Source organism: Trinickia sp., from assembly GCF_051961175.1.
Classification (GTDB): domain Bacteria; phylum Pseudomonadota; class Gammaproteobacteria; order Burkholderiales; family Burkholderiaceae; genus Trinickia.
This window is the reverse complement of sequence record NZ_JBQCDN010000225.1, coordinates 1-18,263: the sequence shown is the minus strand read 5'-3', so window position 1 is coordinate 18,263 and position 18,263 is coordinate 1. Positions and strand designations below refer to the sequence as shown.

The 18,263-nt window shown below is 62.6% G+C and carries 14 protein-coding genes; 3 read left to right on the top strand and 11 right to left on the bottom strand.

Annotated elements, in window-relative coordinates:
- Positions 1-2: 2 nt before the first annotated feature.
- The gene (locus ACTHL0_RS13690; RefSeq protein WP_440567290.1) at positions 3-782 is read right to left on the bottom strand and encodes an SDR family NAD(P)-dependent oxidoreductase; all 780 of its coding nucleotides are present in this window, start codon (positions 780-782) and stop codon (positions 3-5) included.
- Positions 783-913: 131 nt separating this feature from the next.
- Between ACTHL0_RS13690 and ACTHL0_RS13685 the strand changes: the two genes are divergently transcribed.
- The 3 genes from ACTHL0_RS13685 to ACTHL0_RS13675 all read left to right on the top strand — a co-directional run bounded on the left by ACTHL0_RS13685 (position 914) and on the right by ACTHL0_RS13675 (position 5,551).
- A complete protein-coding gene (locus tag ACTHL0_RS13685; RefSeq protein WP_440567289.1) occupies positions 914-1,984 on the top strand; it encodes an efflux RND transporter periplasmic adaptor subunit in 1,071 nt (356 codons plus the stop codon).
- Positions 1,985-1,987: 3 nt separating this feature from the next.
- Positions 1,988-5,059: an efflux RND transporter permease subunit gene (locus ACTHL0_RS13680; RefSeq protein WP_440567288.1), complete on the top strand. Its 3,072-nt coding sequence runs from the start codon at positions 1,988-1,990 to the stop codon at positions 5,057-5,059.
- 183 nt (positions 5,060-5,242) lie between these two features.
- Complete coding sequence (locus ACTHL0_RS13675; RefSeq protein ID WP_440567287.1) at positions 5,243-5,551, top strand: DUF4148 domain-containing protein; 309 nt, start codon at positions 5,243-5,245, stop codon at positions 5,549-5,551.
- A 234-nt stretch (positions 5,552-5,785) separates the two neighbouring features.
- On the opposite strand, the gene ACTHL0_RS13670 is transcribed toward ACTHL0_RS13675, so the two are convergent.
- From ACTHL0_RS13670 to ACTHL0_RS13625, 10 genes are all read right to left on the bottom strand, one after another.
- The gene (locus ACTHL0_RS13670; protein ID WP_440567286.1) at positions 5,786-6,904 is read right to left on the bottom strand and encodes an aminotransferase class I/II-fold pyridoxal phosphate-dependent enzyme; all 1,119 of its coding nucleotides are present in this window, start codon (positions 6,902-6,904) and stop codon (positions 5,786-5,788) included.
- 10 nt (positions 6,905-6,914) lie between these two features.
- Positions 6,915-7,709 (bottom strand): SDR family oxidoreductase, encoded by a 795-nt coding sequence (locus ACTHL0_RS13665; RefSeq protein ID WP_440567285.1) that lies wholly within the window; start codon positions 7,707-7,709, stop codon positions 6,915-6,917.
- Entirely contained in the window at positions 7,703-10,447 is a 2,745-nt protein-coding gene (locus ACTHL0_RS13660) for an aminotransferase class V-fold PLP-dependent enzyme (protein ID WP_440567284.1), read from the bottom strand. Before ACTHL0_RS13660 ends, ACTHL0_RS13665 begins: the two co-directional genes overlap by 7 nt.
- Positions 10,444-11,556, bottom strand: a complete 1,113-nt coding sequence (locus ACTHL0_RS13655; protein WP_440567283.1) for a tryptophan 2,3-dioxygenase family protein — start codon at positions 11,554-11,556, stop codon at positions 10,444-10,446. Before ACTHL0_RS13655 ends, ACTHL0_RS13660 begins: the two co-directional genes overlap by 4 nt.
- Before the next feature lie 49 nt (positions 11,557-11,605).
- Entirely contained in the window at positions 11,606-12,106 is a 501-nt protein-coding gene (locus ACTHL0_RS13650) for a VOC family protein (protein ID WP_440567282.1), read from the bottom strand.
- 310 nt (positions 12,107-12,416) lie between these two features.
- Positions 12,417-13,961, bottom strand: coding sequence for an alpha-L-arabinofuranosidase B (locus ACTHL0_RS13645; protein ID WP_440567281.1), 1,545 nt, complete (start codon positions 13,959-13,961; stop codon positions 12,417-12,419).
- Between the two features lie 625 nt (positions 13,962-14,586).
- Positions 14,587-15,822, bottom strand: a complete 1,236-nt coding sequence (locus ACTHL0_RS13640; protein ID WP_440567307.1) for an amidohydrolase family protein — start codon at positions 15,820-15,822, stop codon at positions 14,587-14,589.
- A gap of 199 nt (positions 15,823-16,021) precedes the next feature.
- Positions 16,022-16,273, bottom strand: coding sequence for a hypothetical protein (locus ACTHL0_RS13635; RefSeq protein WP_440567280.1), 252 nt, complete (start codon positions 16,271-16,273; stop codon positions 16,022-16,024).
- Positions 16,274-16,445: 172 nt separating this feature from the next.
- Positions 16,446-17,195 carry a molybdopterin-dependent oxidoreductase gene (locus tag ACTHL0_RS13630; RefSeq protein ID WP_440567279.1) on the bottom strand — a complete coding sequence of 250 codons (750 nt, stop codon included), beginning with the start codon at positions 17,193-17,195 and terminating at the stop codon, positions 16,446-16,448.
- A gap of 99 nt (positions 17,196-17,294) precedes the next feature.
- On the bottom strand, positions 17,295-17,933 hold the full coding sequence (locus ACTHL0_RS13625; protein ID WP_440567278.1) for a cytochrome b/b6 domain-containing protein: 639 nt from the start codon (positions 17,931-17,933) through the stop codon (positions 17,295-17,297).
- Positions 17,934-18,263: the final 330 nt, after the last annotated feature.

The following is an 18,263-nucleotide window of genomic DNA, read 5'->3' as shown; positions in this document are numbered from 1 at the left end:
GCTCATTGTTCGGAGTAATTCCAAAGTAGGCCGCCGTCGACATACAACGTCGAACCGGTCACATAATCGGCTTCGTCCGACGCGAGAAATAACACTGCGTTCGCGACGTCCTCAGGCTTGCCCAGGCGCTTGAGCGGGATATTGCCGAGCAGCGCATTGAGTTCATTCGGATTATGCAGCAAGCGATCGTTGATGGACGTACCGACGGCACCCGGTGCAACGTTGTTCACTGTAATACCCAACGGGGCGAGTTCGATGGCGAGATTGCGCATCATCATTTTCATGCCGCCTTTGCTCGCGCAGTAGCTCGTGAAGTGCGGAAACGGCAATTCCTCGTGGACCGAGCTGATATTGATGATACGGCCGCCGCGCTGCGTCTCGCGCAGATGGGCCACGAATGCCTGCGTGATGAAGAATGCGCCCTTCAGATTGATGTCGAGTACGCGGTCGTAGTCCGCTTCGGTGACATCGAGAAACGACGCGTTGTGTTCAACGCCCGCATTGTTCACGAGCACGTCGATTCGGCCCATCTGCTGGACCGCTTGTGCGATCAGTTGGCGGCTGGCCTCCGTGACACTCACGTCGCCCGCCACGATGCATCCGTCGCTCCCTGCCGCGCGAACATCGGCAAGCGTTTGCTCGGACCGGCTGTCATCGTGAAGATCGTTGATGACGACTTTCGCGCCCTCCTGCGCCAGGCGCACGGCCACTGCACGGCCGATCCCCTGCCCCGCGCCCGTGACGAACGCGATCTTGCCTTGCATTCTCATTGCGCTGTCCATGCTTGCTCCTTTCGATGCGCGGAAGATCCCGACAACGATCTGCAAAGCAAGGCACGGGCCAGTTCGCCTCATGAAGCCTTAAGATAGGTATGTCATGCTACCGTCGGCCGTCAAAGCGGGGGGGGAGATTCATGTCACAGCGGACGCTTTCGTCCGCCGCGCACGCGGCGGCATGGGCGTTGATACCTTGGCTCATGATCGGCAAGTTAGCATTCGTCCAATCCGCCTACGCGGATGGCACAGGTGCCACGTCGCCGCCCACCGTCGCCGCGCAACAGCAAACGTTCCCCGTGCAGTACACGGCATACGGTCAGGTCGAGCCGACTTCGATTGTGAACGTTCGCATCGTCGAAGCCGGCACGCTGAGCGATCTGCACGTGCTGCCCGGCAGCACGGTTGCGGCAAACGAAGTCCTCGCTCGCGTGAAGGGTCCGCAGATGCGTACCCTGCTGACTCAGCGGGAAACGGCGCTTCAAAGCGCTCAGGCACGGCTTCAGGCAGCCACCCGCGCGCTCGCGATTGCCCGCGATCAACTGGCGCGGCAGTTGTCGACGAAGCAAGCGCTCGATACGGCAGCCAGCGAACTCGCCGCCGCGCGCGCCGCGGAGCAAACCGCACAAGTGCAATTGGCCGAAACGCGCGGCCAGCAGGTGATCACAGCGCCGGTCGCGGGCTCCGTCATCGCTGTGCAGGCGGCCAACGGCGAGCAAGCCAGAGCCGGCGACACGCTGCTCACGATCCAGCCTCGCGGCCCGCTTTGGGTCCGCGCGAAGTACTACGGCGCCGACGCCTCGGCACTTCATATCGGCATGACAGGGCATTTTGCGCCGGCCGGCGGCGGAGCATCCGTCCCGGTCAGCGTGATCAACATCGCCCCCGTGGACGGCGCGCTGCAAGCCGGGCTGGTCGCCTCATCGCAAGCCCATTGGGTCAGCGGCCAATGGGGCACCGTCACGCTCGACGGCCCGCCGGTGTCTTATGTCATGGTGCCGACGGCCGCGTTGATTCTCGATCGCGGCGAATGGTGGGTGCTCGTTCATACGCAAAAGGGCGACGAGCCGCGCCGCGTCGTTCCCGGTCCGGCGCAGGGTTGGCAGACCCGCATCGTCTCCGGACTGAAGGCCGGTGAACAAGTCGTCGCTCAAGATGCCTTCCTCGATTATCACCGAGGCATCGCCGGCTCCTACCAACCGCCCGACTGACATATGGACCGCGATGTTTCCATTCCGCGCGTATTGCAACGCCCGGTGCTATGGATGCTGGTGCTCGGCGCCGTGCTGCTCTACGCGGGCTATGCGTTCGTCCACACGCCGGTGGAGGTGCTGCCGCAATTCAATTTTCCGCAGATCAGCGTAACGGCGCACCTGCCGGGCACGACCGCGACCGAACTCGAACGGCTCGTCGTAAATCCGCTCGAGAGCCAGATGCTCACGCTCACGAATCTGGGCGGCGTACGTTCGGTGATGGGCAATGGCACGGTGGAGATCGACGTGCGCTTCCGCGAAGGCAGCGATGCGCAAATCGATCTCCAGGCGGTCAACGGGGCGATCGATCGCGCACGGGCCGACTTGCCCGCGCAAATCGATCCGGTCGCCCAGATCATGGGCAATGCCGTCAACGAAGTGGCCGATTACAGCGCCCGGATTCCCGCGGACATCGCACCCGCTCAGGTTCAACGCTCCGTGCGCGCCAACATCGTGCCGGCACTACGCGCCATCCCGGGCGTGCAATTCGTGCAGGTGTATGGCGCGGGCGACGAAGCGCTTTGGATCCAACCCGATCTCGGGGCGATGCAGCGCTACGGCGTGCCAGTCACGGCGCTCGCCGACGCCGTCAAGGCGCAAGTGCTGCTCGAGCCGGCGGGGTACGTATCGATGGGCCATAACGACGTGCTGATCGAAGCGCGCAGCCTGCCCGTGCATATCGCACAACTCGAACAGCTCCCCATCGCCACCTCGAAGGGCCCCGTGCCGCTAAGCGCACTCGCGCGTGTCGTGCGCGCTGCCGAGCCGACGCACAATGCGGTCGCGCTCGACGGACGTCCGAGCGTCGCACTGACCGTGGTCAAGCAACCCGGTGCCTCCACCCTCGCCGTGACCCGTGCCGTTCAGGCGACACTCGACGGCAGCCTGACGCAACTGCCATCTGGCGTCACTTGGGTCAGGACATACAGTCAGGGACACCTCGTCCAGATCGTGGGCGCCGACTTGGGCCGCAATCTGCTGATCGGCGCGGTGCTCGCCGTGCTGGTGCTGTTCTGGGTGCTCGGTGCCGGCCGCGGCATTGCGATCCTCGCGCTCAGCATCCCGCTCTCGCTTGCCCTCGGCATCGCCGCGCTGCACGCGCTCGGACAAGATTTGAATCTGATGACGCTGGGCGCATTGACGGTCGCGGTCGGCCTGCTGGCCGACGATGCCATCATCGTGCTGGAGAGCATCTACCACCGTTGGGAAAGCGGCGATGCACATTGGGCCGGTGTCTGGAATGGACTGAAGGCGATTGCGATCCCCGATGTCACGGGCACGCTCACGAACGTCGCGATTTATGTGCCGCTGCTGTTCGTCGGCGGGTTGGTCGGGCTGTTCTTCATTCCGTTCTCGCTCGCCATGATTCTCGCGCTGCTCGCGTCGCTGCTCGTTTCTCTCACGTTGACGCCGCTCGGTCTCGGCTTGATGAATGCGCGGCCCGCTTTGGGCACGAGCAGCGGGCATCGCGTCTTGCAACGGCTGCAAGCATGGAACGAGCGTCTGTTCGATTGGGTGTCGCGCGCCCCGCGCACGAGTCTGGCGATCACCTTCGCCGTGCTGCTTCTTAGCCTGGCGGGGCTCGTACTGGTGCCGGTCAACTTTCTGCCGCTGCCCAACGAAGGGGTCCTGCTCGAATCGTTCACGCTGCCGCCCGGCAGCTCGCTGCTCGATACGCGCGAAGCCGTCGGCACGATCACGCACCGTCTCCTACAAGACCATGCCGTCGCGCATGTCTACGCGCGGATCGGATCGTCGTCATCGACGTCCTACACCGAGCCCGCGTACGCAGGAGAGATCGAAGTCGTCCTCAAACCGGGCGTCAGCGTCAACGCGCTCGATGCGATCGGCGAGCGCATTCAGCAGGCATCGCGGCTACCCGGCGTGCAGGTGGCGGTGGATACGCCCACGATCGAACGCGTCGGCGAAAGCTTGTCGGGTTTGCCGCAACCGTTCGTGATCCATGTCTTCGGCAGCAGCGTCGCACAGCTGCGTGCGCTTTCGCAGGAAATCGCGGCCCGATTGCGCCGCATCTCGGCGCTCAGCGACGTATTCGCCAACGACGGCTATCCGGTCACTCAGTTGCAGATCGAACCGGATCCGCAAGCGCTGGGCGCCCGTCAAATGACGCCGGCTGCGCTCTACGCGCAGCTGAACGCACTCATCAACGGCGAAGTGGTCACGCGCGTGCCTGAAGGCAATGTACCGCTCGATCTCTATCTTCGTCTGGCGGATGCCTCACAGCGCAGCCTCGGCGAACTCGAAGCCCTCCCGATCCATACGCCGGCCGGTTGGACACCGTTGTCGCAACTCGCGCATTTGACACTCGTGAGTACCCCTAATCAAATGCGGCACGTTGCCGGCGCGCGCACACTCGATATCCTCGCCACGCCGAATGGGCCACTCGGCAGCACGGACGCGGCGGCGAGACAAGCATTGGCCGGGCTGCATTTCCCTCCGGGCTATCGCATCGAATTCGGCGGGTTGGCCGCTCAGCTGGAACGCGCGGCGCTTGGCCTCGTCATCGCGACGCTCACCGCGTTCGCGATCATGATCGGCATTCTGCTGCTGCAATTCGATGGCCTGCTGATTCCGGCCCTCCTGCTGCTGGAAATCCCGCTCGCGCTGACGGGCGGCACGATCGCGCTCGTGATCAGCGGCGTCGGCCTGAACGCGACGGGGATGATCGGTTTTCTCACGCTGATCGGCATCGGCCTGCGCCACAGCATTGTGCTGCTCGACCGCGTCAGGCACAACGAAGCGGCGGGTATGCCGGTGGAGCAGGCCGTGCGCGAAGGGATCCGCGTACGCTTTCGGCCCATTGTATTGACCGCCGTCACGGCGATGCTCGGCATGCTGCCCACCGCGCTCGGGCTCGGCCAAGGTGCCGCGCCGGAACAAGGACTCGCTGTCGTCATCCTCGGTGGCTTGCTTTGGAGTGCCGTACGCAGCACGAATCTCATACCGGCGCTCTATCTCCACTGGCGCCGCAAGCAGCTCGCACGGCTCGCGCAAGGGGCTGCGCCGCAATGATGCCTGGCCTGCCGGCGTGTCCCCACTCGGCCGCCCTCTTTCGATTATGAACGAATTCGCAACGATGATTTACTAACTTAGGTATTAACCCTAGGGCCTCCGATCACTACACTGCAGTCATCGGTTCAGCAACGAACACGATGCAACCAGCAGGTAGATCAATAACTTTTGGAGGTAGTAATCATGAAATCGCTCATTCAAACTGTCGTCATCGCCGCTGCCTTTGCCGCTCCTGTGGCCGCTTTCGCTCAATCGAACGCCCCTGTGACGCGTGCTCAAGTCAAGGCCGAACTGATTCAATTCCAGCAAGCCGGTGGCCGTACGAACTTCAGCAACGATCCGTACTATCCGGAAGACGCCCAACTCGCACAAGCCCGCGTCAAGGCGCAAAACGGCAACAATCAAGATGTCGGTGGCGTGCAAGCCGGTTCGTCCGCTGCGGGCGCGTCCACGAAAGCTGACGGCGTGAAGCCGATCTTCTTCGGCATCTAAGCGGTACCGCGATAAACGTCGTCGAGCCGCGCGCGCCAGCCGCGCCGCCCGGCGACGCGAAATCGCTTCGAAGTAGCGAATCCGGCTCGCCTAAGTGTTCAAACCTAGGCGGGCCGTATTCGCATCCCTACCTCCGCCGCCGGTCACCGGCGGTTTCGCCTGGCTGATATTCGTACTCGGCCAGGCGTTTTTTGCGAGATCGATTCACCGATCCGTGGCCGTCATCCCGGCCCGTTAGCTTGCGAGCAATTGCGCCATACGCGAGAGCCCCAATTCGAGCTCCTCGTGCGACACCCCGCCCGCCCCAAGCCGCAGATGCCGCGGGCAAGCATAGGCATCGCCGGCCATCACGAACGTGTTGTACGGCGGCGCAAGCAGCCTCTGAGCAAACGCCTCAGCCGTGATCGGCCGATCCAGGTAGGCGAGTCCCAGCAGGCCTGCCACCGGTCGATGCCAGCTCAATGCCGGCTGATCGGCGACGAACCTGTCGAGCCGTTCGATTCGCGCATGCCCGATCAACCGCGAGCGTTCGACCGCGGCGGCGAATCGATCGGAACGCAACGCGATCTCGGCGATCCGCTCGCCCATGATGTTCATGATCTCACTGGTGTTCTCGCGCAATACCATCGCGTCGGCGATCAGCTTGCGGTCGCGCGTGACCATCCAGCCCGTGCGCAGCCCTTGCAAGCCAAGTAGCTTGGAAACACTGCCGGTACTGACTCCGCGCTCATACATCGTCGCCACGCGCGGCGTTGGCGGCCCCTCCCACTCGAGGCCGCGATAGACCTCGTCCGACACCACGTGCGCACCGACGCGCTCAGCGATGCCGATCACCGCACGCAGTGTCTGTTCGTCCTCGACCCGCCCCGTCGGATTGTTCGGATTGCAAATGAAAACGACCTTCGTCTTCGGCGTGACAAGTGCTTCGAGCCGATCGAGATCGAGCGCCCACCCGCGCGCCTCAATGCGCGGCACGTACTTCACCGTTGCGCCGATCTGCTCGGCAAGAACGATCGGCTGCTGCCAGCCCGGCGCGTCGATCACGAGTTCGTCGCCCGAGCGAAGCAATTGAGTCAATGCCAGATAGTTCGCCTCCTGGGCCCCCGCGGTGATCAGGACGTCGTCGACGTCGCACACGGGACGGTACCCGTAGCGGTCGAGCACCTGACGGCGCAGCCCGCGTGCGCCCTGGTAGTCTTCGCTCGACCAATCGAGGGACATGCCCGGATCGAGTTCGTCGATGTACTCCTTCAACGACGGCGAGGGAGACAGTGAAAACGTCACGCAGGCCTCGGGTTTCGCGCGATGCGCGACGAGCCATTGCTCCCAGAAACGATTGGATGGGACAGGCATGAAGGGCTCCTTAGCTCAAGATGGTCGGGCACACGCCCAAACCCAGCGATGCGTCGATGACGGCGCCGCGCAAAATGCGCGCTTCGTCGCGACACAGATAAAGACAAAGATCGGCGATCTCACGGGCTTCGATGAGGCGGCCGCCGGGCAGCGACGATTCAAGCGTTCGCCGCTGCTCAGGCGTCAAATCGCGCAGCGTGCTGGCTTGAAACATCGGCGTATCGGTCGCGCCCGGACAAACGGTGAACACATCGATGCCGGTGTGCGCGAGCGATGCCGCGAGTTGCCGCCCGAGAAACGCGACGGCGGCCTTGCTCATTCCATCCGCCGCGCGAAAGCGCGGAAAATGCGTGATACCGCCATCGACCGAACTCACGAAGACAATCTTTCCGCTACCGCGCTTGTTCATGCTGGGCAATAGATCGTCGGTCAACCACAGCGGCCCGAGCGCATTCACGCGAAAGAAGACTTCGTCCTGGGCCTTGGGACTCGACGCGACCCGCTCCACTGTCTTCGTGCCAACGCCCGCGTTGTGAATGATGACGTCGACGGGCTCGGACAGACGCTCGACCAGTTGCGAGTGACTGGCCCGGTTGCCGACATCGAGCGGCAACGCGTCGATCCGGCGACTATCGAATCGCTCGATCAGATCGAGCGCTCGGCGCCGGCTCTCTTCGTCGGGACGGTAGGTAAAGGTCACGTGGTAGTGCGCCTCGGCGAAGACGCGAATCAGTTCGATGCCGATCCCGCCGTTGCCGCCGGTCAACAGCACGCGCCGCGCGGCTGTAGGGTTCGTATTCAACATTGAATATTCCTTGAGTGAGCGTCGTTGGCCACACCGATGTTTCGCGCATCGGCAAACATGCCGCGAAGCACGGTGCCCAGCCGACGAAAATCGTCGATCGAGTTGTAGATCTGCGCGGAAATGCGCAGCGCGAGACGCCGGGCGTCCGGCCAGGAGGCGACCGATACGTCGATGCCGTGCACCTCATAAAGCCGTTGCTGCAGCGAGGCGGCCGCATCGCCCGAGCCAGACGCGAACACCTCCGGCAGCTGAAATGCGACCATGCTGCCAACCATCGCATCCGGCGCGAGCCGCACGAGCGGGAGCGCACGTTCCAACACGCCTGCAGCGTCGATCGCGAGTTCGCGATTGCGCGCGAAGAGCGCCGGGAAGCCACCGGGCAGTCGCTCCCGGAGAAAGCGGATCGCGTCGGGAATGCATATCAGCGGCGTCGGGTCCGCCGTGCCAAGCCAGTCGAACTCGAGATGCAGCCTCGGGCGATCGGTGCTGGATACGCCGTAGCCGCGGCTGATGACCGGGGGATGCAGACCGTCGGCACGATCGCGCCGAACATGCAGAAAGCCGGCACCGCGAGGGCTGCAAAGCCATTTGTGGCAATTGCCCGCGTAGTAAGCGGCACCGATCGCCTCGACATCGAGCGGCAGCATCCCGGGCGCATGAGCGCCGTCGACGAGCGTATCGACTCCGAAGTCGTTGAGTCGATCGACGAGCGTCGCGATCGGGAACACGATCGCGGTCGGGCTCGTCACGTGATCGAGAACGGCGAGTCGCGTGCGCGCGGTGACCCGGTCGAGCACCGCATCGACGATCGCATCCGAATGCGATACGGGTGTCTGGATTCGCGCGACCACGATTCGCGCGCCTGTTCGACGAGCCACGAAATCGAGCAGATTCCGGCACGACAAGTAAGCGTGGTCGGTCGTCAAGATTTCATCGCCCGGATCGAACGACCATGACCGCAGCACCGCGCTCAACGCCGTCGTCACGTTCGGCAGCAGCACCAGGTTCGCCGGATCCGCGCCGATGAATCCGGCGAGCGCCTGCCGCGCGTCGTCGAACCGAGCGGGAAGTTCGCGCAGAATGAACGCCGACGGCAGGCGTTCGATTCGCGTGCGCCACTCGGTCTGTCGATCGAGCACGTCGATGGGACAGGCGCCGAGCATGCCGTGATTGAGGCACGTGATGTTCTCATCGAGCAGAAAGCGCCGTCGCGCAGCGGTGACGTCGAAGGCCGGCTCAGTGCATGCGTCATTCGGTGCGGAATCGGTCGCGCTCGAACGCGATTTGAACGGCGAAGTCTCGGCATTTCTTGCCTCGACGAGCCGCAGCAAATCCTGCCTCGTCGGTCCCGAGGATGGCGAGGCAGAATAAGCGGACAGTGCGCGGCGCACGCGCTCTAACAAGTCGTCACGCGCAAAAATCGCATCGGGTTCGTCGAGCATTCCGGCGCGCCGCGCAAGCGCATGCCACACCACGATGTCGTGCCGCGCCGCGGCCGCAATCTGCTGGAGCGAGATCGAACCGCTACCTGCCGGCGGATGAGGGTCGCCCCGCCACAACGCGATGCGCGCACGATCCTGGGCAACGCTGTCGTCGAACCAGGGCCGCAAGAGCGCTTGCGCAAGCGAGTCGGCCTCCATGGCGAGGCGATAGCGATCGCCCAGGCCCACGGTGTCGACCAGGTCCGCGATCGCGAACGCATGGCGCGCGGCAAGCGACATCCCGCGGGTATAGACCGGGTTGGTCACGCAGATCGAATCCCCAATGCCGACCAAACCGAGTGCGAGGGGCCGGCCGTCGACGACGAAACGTCGAAAGCGATTCTCGCAGCCGGGCCACCGAATGACGTCCGACACCGGCTCGCCTGCCCCGATATCGAGCCAGTCGGACAGGCCCGGATGCAAATGCGCCGCCGCCGTAAACGTCGAGGGATCGGACAGTGGCAGCAACATGGCGTCGCCGTGCGGGATCATCATCGTCACCGACACATAGCCATGATCCGCAGGGCATGCGATGCAGCCGCTCGACGCCGCATAACCCCCGGCTGAAAAGCCCGCGGTCAATTGCACGGCCGGCCGCTGACGGAGCCGGTACCAGCGTGTGAGATACGTGAGGCCGCACTGTTCCGCGCTTTCCTCCGGTGCAGGCGTTCCGAGCGCCTGAAGCCATTTTGCGAACGGTGACGCACGTCCCAGCGCGTCGATCGTGAGGTCCGCACGCACGTCGCCATGCGACGTGCGCACGCCTTCGACGACCGGCAACCGTCCAGGGGCCGCATGCGCAAGCAGGCCCGTCGCGACCACCCCATCGCGCAGCGTGACATTCGGCTCCGCGCATACGATACGGCGCACAACCGCCTCGATCAGCGAGCGCCGGCTCGATAGGCCGAACAAGGCATCGTCGTCGACGCGCGGAACGACGTAGCCGGCTCCGAGCGTGCCGCCAAACGGCATTTCGATCGCGCCCGCGTCCAGCAGCGCTCGCCACACGTCAGGGGCACGCGAACGCAACACCTGCCGTCCGAGTGCCGCAAGCGCATGCGTGTGACGCGCCTGAGGCACGCCTTTGCGCCAGCTCGCTTCGAGCGGGATTTCGCCGTTCGGTGCGAGCTCGACGCGGGGCATCGTATCGTCGCGATCGAGTAGTTGGACTTCGGCGCCGCGGCGCGCGAGCGCGAGCGCGGCCATCAGGCCGGCCATGCTGGCGCCGACGATCACAACACGAATAGGCGCCATCATCGATCCTCCAAGACGGGATCGAGCGCCGGGACGGCTGCTTTGCGCAGCAGCAGCGAACGGATGGCCCAAAGCTCCGAGAACACGCGATAGCGCAGCGCGGTTGCGTCCAGGTAGTCGACGCCGCTCGAGCCGCCGGTGCCGACGCGGCGGCCGATGATCCGTTCGACCATGCGCGCATGCCGCTGACGCCAGATCACGAAGGCTTGCTCGAAATCGAGCACCGCTTCCACGAGCTCGCGCGGCCATCCGAGTTCGGCGCGTTCCCGGTAGCTTTCGACGTAGAGCAATGCCGCACGGATCGCGCGACGCTGTGCGCGAGTCGCGGCGTCGGCTTCGGGGTCGTCCTCGGCGCGCAGATAGGCTTCGGTATCCGATTCGTCTGCCCGCAGGCGAGCTCTGAGGCTTTCGACGCCGTCGGGCGAAGCGCCGCGTTCGACGAACGTCCGCAAGCGCTTGCGGTTCTCGTCGCGGATGGCGCGTAGATAGTCGCCGATGAAGCCGTCGACCGAGGCGGCCTCCGACGCTCCGGCGATCGGCAGACGGGACAGCCATTCGTAGAGGCAATGCTTGAAGCTCGGCCCCTGGGCGATACGCGCCTGAACGCGTCTATCCGCCGACGATGGCGTGCCGTCCGCCTCCTTGAGGGCATCCCTGAAGCATCGTTTGCCGAGCGAAATGCGCTCGTGATCCTCGAGCCCCAACAGAATTTCGATCTCGCGCATCTGCGCCGATTGAAAGCCGCTGGCGGGAACGAGTGCGTCACGAAAATCGAGAAAATCTCGCGTCGTCATCGTTTCGATCAACCGGAAATGCTGATTGGCCTGCTCAAAGACGACGATGGCTCGCCGAATCGATCGCACCACCGGCGCGACACGATGGTCGTGCGGCAAAGCGGTGTTCAGCGCATTGCGTGCCAACGTGAGTTCGCGCAGAATAAGCTTGAACCAAAGCTCGTAAATCTGATGGACAACGATAAAAAGCATCTCATCGTTGCCGACTCCGGATTCGTCCTCATTCAGTCCGGTTTGAAGCGCCAATAACTCTTCTGTTTTCAAATAGCGCCAGTAATTCGTTTCCATGGTGCTCGACCTCTCTCCAGGTTCTTGCAACGGAATGCCCGCCGAAACATCCGGCCGGCCGGGCGAATGATCGACCAGATCAGACCGCGGTTTTTTTAAGTTCGGCCCATCGGGCCAGATCGTCGTGCGCGGTAGCCGCGAATCGCTCCCAGAGCGCGGTAGCGGGCACGCGAGGTTTGACGATCAACTCGAGCCGGTGCCCGCTCGGATCGTTGAAATACCAGGAGGTGGCGAGTTCGCCGTGCACGACCGGCCCCTCGACCGCCACGCCGCGTGCTCGCAGCCGCTCGCAGATGGCTTGCGCGCGCGTTTCGTCCTCCACCTCGAGCGCGAGGTGCTGTGCCCAATCGTTTTCAACCGGCAGCACGGGCTCCTGGCTGCCGAGAATTTCAAAAAAGCAGATATAGCTACCGTCTTCCATTTCGAAGAAGACGTTGTTATTAACGGCCTTGAGCCCTGTCGACGGGATATGGTTAATCATCGTCGCCGCGAATTTCATCCCAACGCCATTGGCGTAAAAGTCAACAGTTTCGGCAGCGTCTTTACATCGGTAGGCAGCATGATGGAGCTTTTTCAGCATGAACATTCCTTTTAACGATAAGGAAGCGAATCGCCGTGCGACAAAACACGAAAACGTTTGCGCGTTGGGGCGGCTCGCGGCTTTCCGGAGGGGAGAATCGATTCGACGTCAGTTAATGAAGTGCTGCAGGGGGATTGTCGGAAAGTAGCGGAGCAACGGGCGGGGTGGAGAGCGAAAACGAGGGGACGAGAACGAAACGGTGGGATGCCGTGACGTGCAGCGGCAGAAGGAAGCGAGAGCGAAACGCTGCTCTCGCTTATCGAGTCATGCTATGGATTCAGAGTCAAGCGATAGATTCAGCCAACCGGCCTCAAGGCGCCCAAGGGGCTGTCACGAGCCAGCTCACATCGTACGTCCACAGATTCGCCGAATCGAAATCGTTCGGGCCGCCATTGCTGCTGATGTAGAGCGTGTTGTTGTAGTGGCGAAGGTATCGAGTCGGGTAGTTGTACGAACGGAACGACGTGCCTTGTCCATCCTTTCCGGCTTCGGCACAGAACGTCGCGTCCTCGCGGAATTGCTGCGTCCCGTCCATCGGCTGCCGATACACGTGATAGTTGAAATGGCGCATGAACTCGCCCGGGTAGTCACGCGATTCGAACGAGTAGCAGCTCGAATCCGCCAGCCCCGCTCGCAAGATCCAGGTCGAATCCTGCTGGGCCGAAGTTGAACTTGAGCTCGAGATCACCGCGGTGACCACGGTACCGCTTTGCGCCGTCGCTCCGGTTTGTTGGCTGATGTACCGTGTCGTACAGCAAGGCGTCGTCGCGTTCAAGGAAATCGTCGAATCTTGAGCGAGCGTTCCGGAGACAGCCGTGCGGCCGCCGTACCCCACGCTGACGATATTGGCCTGCACGGCATTATCGACCGCATCGCTCGGCACCCCGGCCGTCATCACGCCTTCGAAGAACGAGCCGATCGATCCGTTGCTGTTGTCGCCGCCCGTGCCGAGCACGATCGATCCTTCCAGGTGCATCGGCTGATAGCCGTTCGTCGGCAGCGCTCCCGAGTAGCTCGTCGTCAGCGGCCCGCTCTGCGCATTGCCGTATTTGAGCGCAAAGGTCTTCTGGCCATCGTTCTTCAACATCGCCGTCACATACGGTTCAGGGTTGCCCGTATTGGCCGAGTCCTGGCTCGGCCCGGCGCCCGATTCGAACAGCCCGTTTTCGAGGTCGGCCTGCACCCAAGGGCCGCTCCCGCTGCAAGGCGAGAACCAGCATTCATTGCCGAAGTTGATCGCGTCCATGTGCCCATTGCCGGTGTCCGTGATCGATGTTTCGGCGTTGCCGTAATCGAAGCAGCACGCGCTGTTGTAGTGGGTCCCGGACGTGACCATATACATTCCCTCCGGGTTTCCGCCCCGTGCCACACCGATCGTGGACACATTGCGGTAGCCCATCACGCCGGAGAACGATGCCCCATAGACTTTGACGCCGCCCGCCGTGACCGGCAGCGCATCGGCCGGCACTCCGTTGTCGGCGCCGCCGTTGCCGCCTGCGGGCTCGATGGTCAGGTTGTTGTGGTTGGAGGTTTGGTCGTAGATGACCGAGATGATGCAGGTCGTTCCGGCGCAGAACGCATCCTGATCGCTTGCCTTGGCATAGCCGCCCGTGGCTTGCACGCCGATGTCCTTCGTCTGGCTATCGGACGCGCGCTTGACCTGGTAGAGCGGGCCGTTGTAGTTGGCAAACAATGCCCGCGTGGTGCTGTGCGCAGCGACGCAAGCCGTTCCTCCGCTTGCGTAAATGTCGCAAGGCAGGCTGGCCGCCATCGAAGCGGTCGGGCCGATCAACAGCAAAGCGAATCCAACAGCGAGCGCCACCCAGAGGCGGCGAAGTAACGATCCATGCTTCATGTCGAATTTCCCCTGTTGCAAGTTCATAACTAGTATGACTATATCGATACATTAGGGATCGATCATTCCGCCGCGAAGCCCTATTCGCGCATTGCTTTCGATGAGGATCGACTGAAAATCGATCCTCTTGCACTGCCGGCGACAGCGGCACTTCACGATGACGAAGGCCGCAACAACGCCTAGGCCGGGTCCAGCCTATCGAAGCAAAACGCTGCTTTGCCGGACATCTCCGTTTCCGCACAAAAAGTGGAAAACACACTGCCTCTCCGGGTAAGGAGATCAGTCAGATGCCAGTTTCAGCGAGAAAAGACGGAATGAAAGTGGGAATGTTGAACGCGGCGGCGCGCTAGATCGCCGACGCCGCGGCATCAACCGGGCCGCTGGCCCTGGGGGATTTCTGTTTGTGCTTGAACGCCAGCCGAAATCATTTCGCTCATCGATATCTCCGATATTGTTTTCGTTCAACGAACTGCGGCACGGGTGGAACATCCGTCCAACGCGGGCCCCTCCGGCAGGCAAGCGAAGGACGAATGGTCATACTATAGAACGAAAATGGGAGAAGTCGAGCTTTTTGTTCTTCGGGTTATCGGCATCAGGATTTCCTGATAATCGATGGCGCAGATTCCTATTCGAACGATCGACGGACCCACTCGCCCCCTTTCATGATCCCGGCGATACGTTCGCCTTGGCCGGTGAGCACGCTGATGTCTTTCAGGGGATCGCCATCGACGATCAACAGATCAGCCAATGCGCCCGGACTGACCACGCCAAGGCGCCCTTGCATGCCGACGATCTCCGCCCCGACCGCCGTCGCCTGACAGATGACTTCGAAGGCGCCCAGAATGCCGGCTCGGATCGATAGTTCGTCGCTCTGGAACGAATGCATGTCACCCAGCAGATCGGAGCCCAGGCCCATCTTCACGCCGCGTCGTTTCAGCAATTCCAGTGCTTTCAAACCCTGCACGCGAACCACCTCGTTTTTCGCCCGCATGCCTTCCGGCACGCCGGTTTGGGCCCCGACCTTATTCATCGCGTCGTACGTAGCGAGCGTCGGCACCGCGAAAGCACCGTATTCGGCCATCACGTCCGCGGCTTCTTCGTCGATCAGATTGCCGTGCTCGATCGTCCGCACACCCAGCTTGACGATGCGAGTGATGGCTTTGCCCGTATAGGCGTGCCCCATCACATACGTTTGATGCGAGACGGCCTCCTCGACGATGGCTTTGACTTCGTCAACGGAAAACTGCAGATTGCCGATCGGATCCGTCGGCGAGGCAACACCGCCCGACGCCATCATCTTGATCTGGTGGGCACCGGCGCGCATCTCCTCGCGCACGGCCTTACGCACCTCATCGACACCATCGACGACGCGGCTGATCGCGCCGAAATTGCGGTGGCAGCCGCACGGATCCGGGTCGGAGTGATCGAAGCGCTCGCGGAAATCGCCATGCCCGCCCGTTTGCGAGAGTGCCTTCCCCGAAACGAACAAGCGCGGGCCGGCAATCGTACGCTCCTCGATGGCACGTGAAAGCGCGTAATCGGCGCCACCGGCGTCGCGCACGGTGGTAAATCCCCGATTGAGCATGCCGCTGAGAATGGGCACCGCGCGCAGCACCGCGAGTGTGTTGGGCAAGCGGCCGTTGACCCCGAGATGCGGCACCGACGCCACGACGTGCACGTGACAGTCGATCATGCCCGGCATGACCGTCCGCCCCCCGACGTCGATCACTTGAGCGCCCTCGATCGACACCGGTTCGCGCGTCACCTGGCGAATCGAATCATCTTCCACGACGACGGAGTATCGGCCGGTATCCTGTTCGTGATCGATGTCGAGGATGCGCGCGTTCTGCAGGATCAACATATCCATTCCTTGTTCTATTCGATGCGGCCGATGATGTTCGTCGCCGCCCCTGCGGCGAAGCTATGCCATGTTACGGACAGAGCAGTCTATCAGCCGTAGTAGGCACGTGCTACATCGCACACCTCCAGAAGAAGTTGCAGCCGCAAGCCGCCGCCTGGCCGGCGAGACTTGCGGCAATGTCAGCAGGAATGGTGCGGCGTCACTGCCCCATCGAGCCGGACGCTTCGTGCTGCATGCCCATCGAGCCGGACGCTTCCGGCTTCATGCCCATCGAGCCGCCTTCCTTGCTTTGCTTGTGGTGCTTCATCTTTCCCTTGGACATAGGATGCTTCGCCATCGTGCCGCTCGCCATGTCGGTTTGCGACATCGTCCCGCTCGCCTCCTGAGCGAAGGCGTTCGAGATACCCAGGCTAAGCACGGCGACGAGCGCCGCGGTTGCAAGCTTACTCATGTAATGCTCCTTAACGATCTCGACGATCTAACGATTGAACTGAATGGACGCGTTGCCACGCTGGCGCCTTGTCCCGCTACGGCAATCACGCAAGCACGATACCTTCCCCGATTCCCCGGGTATCGATCGGGGCCCCGCCGGTGGATCGGTCTGGCTCGGGCCATGCCATGCATCACGAGCCGCCGAACCAGTTATAGCCTTGGTCGCTCCAGTAGCCGCCCGGGTACGTGTTCGTCACGAAGATTTCCATGATGTGCTTCGGATTCTTGTAGCCGAGCTTCGTCGGCATACGCAGCTTCATCGGGAAACCGTATTTGGGCGGGAGCGTCTTGCCGTCGTATTGAAAAGCAAGCAGTGTCTGCGGATGGAGCGCGGTCGGCATGTCGATGCTTTCGTAATAATCGTCGGCGCACTTGAAGCCCACGTACCTGGCACTCGTGTCCGCCCCGATTCGATGCAGAAAATCCGCGAACGGCGTGCCGCCCCAGCGTCCGATAGCGCTCCATCCCTCAACGCAGATATGCCGCGTGATTTGCTCCGAATGGGGCAACGCATAGAGTTCCGGCAGTGTCCAGACGCGCTTGCCCGTCACGAGGCCGCTCAATTTCAATTCATAGCCCGAAGCGTCAACTTCGGGCACATCCTCGATGCCGTAGTAGGCATTGAATGGAAATGGCCGCGTCAGCTCCGCTTCGCTGTAAGTGGGCGCAAGCCGATGCGGATCGAACAGCCAAGCCTGGACGCGATCGTTCATGCGCGACACGCTTCGCAGAAACGTATCGACGGATTTGTCATCGCTGAGCGAACAACCTGTCAACATCAGCAAGCCGCCCAGCGTCAACATGCGTTTTCCGAACGCGCGGCGTGCGGGCAGGGCCAACTCGCGGCGCGCGTCGGCGAGAATCGTCGCGGTATCAAGCAAGGCCGGTTCAATGATGCGACGCGTCCTGATTCTTTGCGGTGCCATCGATTTCCCCTATTCCGAACCCATTCATCACGACCACCGGCGCGCGGCGGCCGGCTATCGGCCTCGCAACATGGCGATAAGCGAGCGCGGTACGAGCGCGACCATGACCAGATGAACGATGAGGAAAGCCGCAAGAAACGCCATCGCACAGAAATGAACGACGCGAGCGGAATCGTAGCCGCCCATCAGTTCGCGCAACACCGGAAACTGAACGGACTTCCATATCGCCAGCCCTGAGAGGATGAGCACGACGAGATCGAGTATCACGGCGACGTACGCGAGTTTCTGCACGGCGTTGTAGTGCGACAGATCGGCATGCGACAGCTCGCCCGTCAGCGCCCGACGAAGGTCGCGCCAGACCGCGCGCGGAGAGAACGGGAAAAACTTGGAGAACAACCGCCCCGTCGCGACACTCAATACGAGGTACACGATGCCGTTGGCGAGCAGCAGCCACATCGCTGCGAAGTGCCATTGCAGTGCCCCGGCCAACCAGCCGCCGAGCGTAATCGACATCGGGAACATGAACCGGGGGAAGACCGGCGATGCGTCATAGATTTGCCACCCGGACAGCATCATCACGATCGCCGCTAGCGCATTGAGCCAATGGCCAATGCGTACCCAAAGCGGATGAATCACCTGAACCGCGCGCGGCCGTAATAGGTGAGGCGGATCCCGAGTCTGCGAGGTTTCCATCGCACTGCTCCTGTGGCGTACGGGGTCGAGCCGCGCGCGCCGTGTCCGTGAGTGGCGGAAATGAGCGGATTGCCGACGCGGGTCATCCCCGCGTTAAGACTTATACGCGCGAAGTGCCGTCGCGGATTCGCGCGAGCGTGGAATGCGTTGCGCTTCCCTAGCGCTCGGCCCTTCTGGTAGCCAGCGCACGCCTGGAATCAGCGTGAACAGGCTCTAGAGTAGACGACGAGTGCCGTCATCGCCATTGGATCCAACGATGCTGGGGACGACCCTGTGCTTGATCGCGAGTAGACGTCGCCGCCTGCCCGCGCCGATCCTATGCTGAATCGC